Annotated in this window: 5 protein-coding genes and 1 pseudogene; all 6 read right to left on the bottom strand. The window is 40.0% G+C overall.

Translation table 11 applies throughout. From position 1 onward, the window contains the following. Positions 1-1,189, bottom strand: a 1,189-nt coding sequence (locus M0Q17_RS10495) for a PEP/pyruvate-binding domain-containing protein (protein WP_295086629.1), incomplete at its 3' end; no start/stop codon positions are given. Continuing rightward, the gene (gene pyk, locus M0Q17_RS10490; protein ID WP_295086627.1) at positions 1,186-2,655 is read right to left on the bottom strand and encodes a pyruvate kinase; all 1,470 of its coding nucleotides are present in this window, start codon (positions 2,653-2,655) and stop codon (positions 1,186-1,188) included. The genes pyk and M0Q17_RS10495, both read right to left, overlap by 4 nt. Positions 2,656-2,658: 3 nt before the next feature. After that, the gene (locus M0Q17_RS10485) at positions 2,659-3,888 is read right to left on the bottom strand and encodes an MFS transporter (protein WP_295086625.1); all 1,230 of its coding nucleotides are present in this window, start codon (positions 3,886-3,888) and stop codon (positions 2,659-2,661) included. Positions 3,889-3,895: 7 nt separating this feature from the next. Then, on the bottom strand, positions 3,896-4,915 hold the full coding sequence (locus M0Q17_RS10480) for an aldo/keto reductase (RefSeq protein WP_295086622.1): 1,020 nt from the start codon (positions 4,913-4,915) through the stop codon (positions 3,896-3,898). Positions 4,916-4,930: 15 nt separating this feature from the next. Continuing rightward, positions 4,931-5,509, bottom strand: a complete 579-nt coding sequence (locus M0Q17_RS10475) for a hypothetical protein (protein ID WP_295086621.1) — start codon at positions 5,507-5,509, stop codon at positions 4,931-4,933. Between the two features lie 50 nt (positions 5,510-5,559). Then, positions 5,560-6,051, bottom strand: a pseudogene (locus M0Q17_RS10470) (acetate kinase); the annotation flags it as partial.

Below are 6,051 nucleotides of genomic sequence, written 5' to 3'. Positions count from 1 at the left end.
AGTCTGGATCGGTAGAGTCTGCAACTAAAATATCGCCTCTGTTAAAGCGCTCAAACTCCGTTGTGTCATTTATGATGGTTACTTTTCCCGAGCCGATTTTATCGCCGACTGCTCGTCCTGATGTTAAAACTTTTGCACCTTTTATATTCATGGAGTAGCGCTTAAAAGAGATGTTTTGCATAAGGTTACTTTGCACAGTCTCAGGTCTTGCTTGAACGATGTAGAGTTTTGAGTTATCTGCATCTTTTGCCCACTCAATATCCATAGCACGCCCATAGTGCTCTTCAATAATAAGTGCCTGTTTTGCAAGCTCCATAATCTCATCATCATTTATAGAGAAACTGTTTTGCTCCTCTTTTGAAGTGGCTATATTTATTGTGCGTGATTTTTTATCATAGAGCATCTTCTCTTTTTTGCTTCCCAAAGAGCGTTTAAGTATTGCTTCTTTGCCCTTTTTTAGTGTGAGCTTAAAGACAAAAAACTCATCTGCATTTACTCGCCCGCTAACAACATTTTCACCCAATCCCCAGATTGAGTTTATAAGTATAAGGTTTTCTGAGCCGCTCTCCGTGTCAATCGTGAACATAATTCCGCTTGAGGAGGTGTCGCTTCTGACCATTTTTTGCACACCTATCGATAGAGCAACTTTGAAGTGGCTGTATCCGCGGCTTGTGCGGTAGCTGATGGCTCTGTCGGTAAAGAGTGAAGCAAAACATCTCAAAACACTGTCTAGCAGCTCCTTCTCGCTGCTTACATTTAAAAAAGTCTCCTGCTGTCCTGCAAAAGAGGCATCAGGGAGATCTTCCGCCGTTGCCGAAGAGCGAACAGCTACATCAACCGTATCCTTTTTGTACTCCTGCGAGAGTGTTTTGTATGCGCTAAGAAGCTCCTCTATAAGAGTTTTTGGAAGGTGGGAGTTTAAGATAAGAGAGCGAACTTTTTCTCCACGCTCTTGAAGATTCTTTGTGTCATGTATATCCAAATCATCCAAGATAGAGGCTATTTTCTCTTTTATATCATTCTCTTTTAAAAGAAGCCAGTACGCATCACTTGTGGTTGCAAATCCATTTGGAATAGTAACGCCCTTTGGGGTAAGATTTTGGTACATCTCTCCAAGCGAAGCATTTTTGCCGCCGACTATCGGAACATCATTTATATTTAATTCGTTAAAAAACCGTATATATTTCATAAAACATCCTTTTTGTATTTTGTACCTAGATTTTTGTAAAACTCCATCTCATCCTCGCTGAGAATACGTATTAGATTTGTAGAACCGCTTACTCCCATCGGACCTCCAGCTGTTAGGATATATCTCTTTGTTTTGTCTAAAACACCCTTGCTCATTCCTTTGTTCATCGTATCTTTAAGAGCTTGACTAAGCGAACCTCTCTTTACGCTAAAAGCAGGAACAACGCCCCAGGAGAGGGTAAGTTGTCTTCTTACTTTGTCATCATGCGTGATAGCATATATCGGTTTGTTCGGATGATACTTTGCCAATTTTCTAGCAGAGTTGCCAGAGTTTGTAAGAGATAAAATCCCTTCTGCATTCAAATCTCTTGAGAGTCTAACCGCGGACTCGACTATGGCATTTGTGGTATCTTCATACGAGTCTTCGTAAAATCTATTATACGGATACTCCTTTTCAGCCTCTCTTATAGTCTCAAACATTGTCTTTACTGCCAATACCGGATAATCCCCAATAGCGCTCTCCTCTGAGAGCATCACCGCATCAGTTCCATCTAAAACGGCATTGGCGATATCGCTTATCTCCGCTCTTGTGGCTCTTTGGCTTTTTGTCATGGAGAGGAGCATCTGAGTTGCGGTAATAACGGGTTTTGATGCTTTGTTTGCTTTTTTAATAAGCATTTTTTGTATATTTGGAACCTCGTAAAACGGTACCTCTATTCCTAAATCCCCACGCGCAACCATAATACCATCACTAGCATCTATGATAGCATCAATATTTTTGAGGGCATCAAATTTTTCTATTTTTGCAATAAGCATCTGGGTGCCGCCGTGTTTATGCACTATCTCTCTTGCACTAAGCATATCTTGGGTATTTTGAACAAAAGAGATAGCCATAAAATCAACGCCGTTAGTCACTCCCCACTCTATATCACGCTTGTCTTTTTTTGTCAAAACTTCAATATCGATATGGGTGTTTGGAAAATTCACACCTTTTTTACTACTTAAAATACCGTCATTTTCTATAGTTGCAAAAACAGAGTCATCGCTGATGCTTGTTACTTTTGCACGGATGATGCCGTCATAAAGATATATAAACTGACCAATATTTAACTTTTTTAAAATCTCTTTTTGGTTGAGCGTCAACCTGTAGTGAGTATCATCTACTTTATGCCCGAGTATCTTCTTCTTGACAAACTCCAAAATATCCCCGCTTCTTAGCTCAAAACTGCTCTCAAGTTCGCCAATACGAATTTTTGGACCGCTTATATCTTGAAGCACCCCGACAATCAAACCTGTTTTTTTCATTACCTCTCTTATGCGAGAGAGCACGGTCGAGTGGTACTCATAATCTCCATGGGAAAAATTGAGTCTAAAAACATTTACACCTGCTCTTACAAGCTCCTCTAGTTTCTCTACGCTATCACTGGCAGGACCGACCGTGGCTACAATTTTTGTTCTTTTTTTCATGACTTATGCTCCATCTTGTCTGGGGTCGAGATTTGGGGATATAGCCCCAGAGACACTGGGCATGTTTACAAAAATACTCATATCTTTATCAGGAATTTTCTCCTTTGAGAGCGCGTAGAAGCCCAGAAAAAGACTTAGTATGAAAAAAGAGAAGAAGATAAAGTTCTCAAAGAAGTAGGATCCTACCCCGATAAACAAAGGAGCCGCAAAGGAGCCTAACCCGTAAGCAAAGAGTAGTGTTCTACTTATCTCTAAAATGTTTTTGTTCTCATCAACGACATCATTTGCTCTTGCCATTGCCAGAGGATAAAGAGAAAATATCCCGACTCCAAGAAGCGCTCCAAGCAGGTAAAAGTAGTATTTATCATAAGAAGATAGGAGAAAACAAGCAGAAATAAATGCAATAAAAAAACTGCTAAAGGCTATCATCTTTCTTCTTCCGAGTTTGTCTGAGAATATGCCTATGGGCCACTGAGAGAGTAGAGCGCCGATAATTGTAATAGTCATAAAAAGAGAGACTATGTGGATTGAGTCAAAATTTTCTACAATAAAGACCGGCATCATGGTAAAAAAACCGCCGACAAAAAAACCTCCTATAAAACTGCTCGCAAGCGCTAGTGGAGCAATGCTAAATATTTTAGGAAGGCTGTATCTCTCAAAAGGCTCTAAAATAGGCTCTTTTATCTTCGTCATGGAGATAAAAATAATAGAAAAAAGAACTAAAATAGAGCCGATGATGAAAAAGACATGACCGCTTGTATCGCCTATATTTAAAAGCAGCTGTCCGATTGCTGTTGCAAGATAGAAGATGATGGTGTAAATGGCAAGAATTTTGCTTCTATGGGTTTTAGAACTTTTTTCATTGAGCCAACTCTCTAAAATAATGAGCAACCCATAATAAGCAAAGCCTGAGAGTAGTCTTAAAATAGCCCAAAACACCTCGTTAAAGTAGAGACTATGCCCCAAAAATCCTATAATCATAATAGAGGCAAACGTAGCAAAACTTCTTATATGCCCGACTGTTGCAATAATCTTTTGGCTAAAGATGGAAGCGCCGATGGCTCCTAGAAAAAATGTCGCATTTATAAGTCCGATTGTAATATTGCTCGAACCCATCTCCTTGAGATAAACCCCGATAAAAGTCAAAATCATCCCATAGCCAATAGCCAAAAATCCTATTGCGATAAAGAGTGAAGATATTGGAACTATTGAGAATGTGTTTTTTGTTTGCATACTGCCATTAACCCATCGGGTAGAGAATCTCTTGATGCACCGCGTCACAAGCTTTTAGTATCTCCTCGCTAAGCTTTAGCTCCATCGCCGCCAAAGATGCATCAAGCTGCGCTGCATGTGAGGCACCGATGATAGTGGAGGCGACAAAGTCAAACTGTTTTGACCATGCAATGGCAAGTGTTACCGGGTCAATCTCATAATCATGCGCTATTTTGAGATATTTTTGCGTTGAGGCTAGTGTTTTGTCATTTATAAATCTCTGTGCCATAAGACGTTGACGCTGATGTGAAGATTTGACATAATCGCTAAAACGCCCATCTGCATTTGATGCTTGATTATATTTGCCACTAAGAACACCGCCTGCTAAGGGAGAGTAAGCTAGAAGGGAGATTTGCTCCTTATTTGCAACAACAGCGAGTTCATCTAAAAAACGTCTGTTGAGAAGTGAGAAGTTGTTTTGGATAGATTCAAATCTCGCATAACCTTTTGCCTCGGAGGTCATAAGCGCTTTTGTCGTTTTATATGCGCTGTCGTTAGATGTGCCTATGTAGCGCACTTTTCCGCTTTGTACAAGTTTATCAAACGCTTTGAGGCTCTCTTCTATGGGAACAACGGTATCTGGCCAATGCATTTGGTAGAGGTCAATATAGTCGGTTCTGAGTCTCTTAAGACTCCCCTCTACGGCTCTTTGGATATGAAAACTATCACATGCAGTTAAGCCATGACGAATGGGTGGAACATACCATCCCGAAGCTGCACCTGCTACTTTTGTAGCCAATATGATGCTATCTCTTGGTTTGGTTTTGAGCCATCTTCCGACTATCTCTTCCGTTACTCCGCTTAACTCTGCAGTTGGAGGAACCGGATATAACTCTGCCGTGTCATAAAAATTTACACCCGCCTCGTAAGCTTTGTCCATAATAGCAAAAGCCTCTTTTTCGTTCGTTGTCTGAGTGCCAAATGTCATAGTCCCCATGCAAATGGGAGAGACTCTAAGCCCTGTTTTGCCTATATATCTGTATGTCATTGCTATCTCCTTGTGCTAGTGTCGGCTATCTTGGAGCTTGTCAAAACCATCCTTTAATAAAATAGAGACTTGTTTTGTTGCATTTGTAAGAACTGTTTTTCTGTCACGCTCTTGTTCGTCTTGTATGGTTAAGCCTAAAATCTTGGATTTGTTTGCCAAAAGTTCACTTGTTGTTTTTGCGCTAACGTTTTTGCTTTTGTTATACGCATAAAGAGCGAGTGTCAAAGAGAGAAACTCTTTTTGCTCTTTTTTAAAGATGTTTTTCTTAGAGGTCTCTTTTTCCTGAAACAGCGTCGCTTTTATATCAAGCAGATACTCGTCTTCGACATTTAGCGACTCCTCATCTCTCTCCTGTATAGAGACTCTAAAGCAGTTTGTCTCCTTGAGCGAATCTGCAAGTGCGGCTTTAATCTTATCTTCTGGTATATTGAAGGAGTCGGCACTATTTTTAATCTCAAGCTTGTTTAGATAAAGCGTAGCAACTGCAGTGGAGCAGAGATTTTCATTTTGTATGTTTAAAACTCTCTTTTTAGCAACACATCCCGAGACAAAAATAAGTAAAATTGCAAAAAGCAAAATCTGTTTTATTTTCATTTGTAAATCCTTTTTTTATATAACCAAAGTATAACATAGATAAAACAGTGTTATCGTAAAAGCTCTGCACACTCTCTTGCCATTTCAAGCTCTTCGTCCGTTTTTATAACAAACACTTTTATCTTACTTGAAGCACTTGAGATAAGCATAGCATCTTGTTCGTTTGCTTCTTTATCTATAGCAATCCCAAAGAGTTCCAGCTTTTGTAAAATCCCTGCCCTAAGAGATGAGGAGCGTTCACCTATCCCTGCGGTAAAAACTAACGCATCAACCCCTCCTAAAAGAGCTATGTAGGAGCCTATGTATTTTTTAACTCTTCGCACCATCATCTCTAACGCCAAGTGTGCAAGCGCATCATCTCTTTTTTTTATCTCTCTTACATCTTTTTCGCCGCAAATTCCCAAAAGCCCTGATTGTTTGTTAAGAAGGTCATCGATTTCATCTGTACTAAGCCCCAGCTCTCTTTGAAGATAAAGCAAGATTGCAGGATCCAAATCCCCGCATCTACTTCCCATGATAAGCCCCTCTAAGGGAGTGAATCC

Source organism: Sulfurimonas sp. (assembly GCF_023229105.1).
Lineage (GTDB): Bacteria > Campylobacterota > Campylobacteria > Campylobacterales > Sulfurimonadaceae > Sulfurimonas.
Note: the sequence above shows the minus strand (reverse complement) of the source record. Positions and strands in the feature narration are given on the sequence as shown.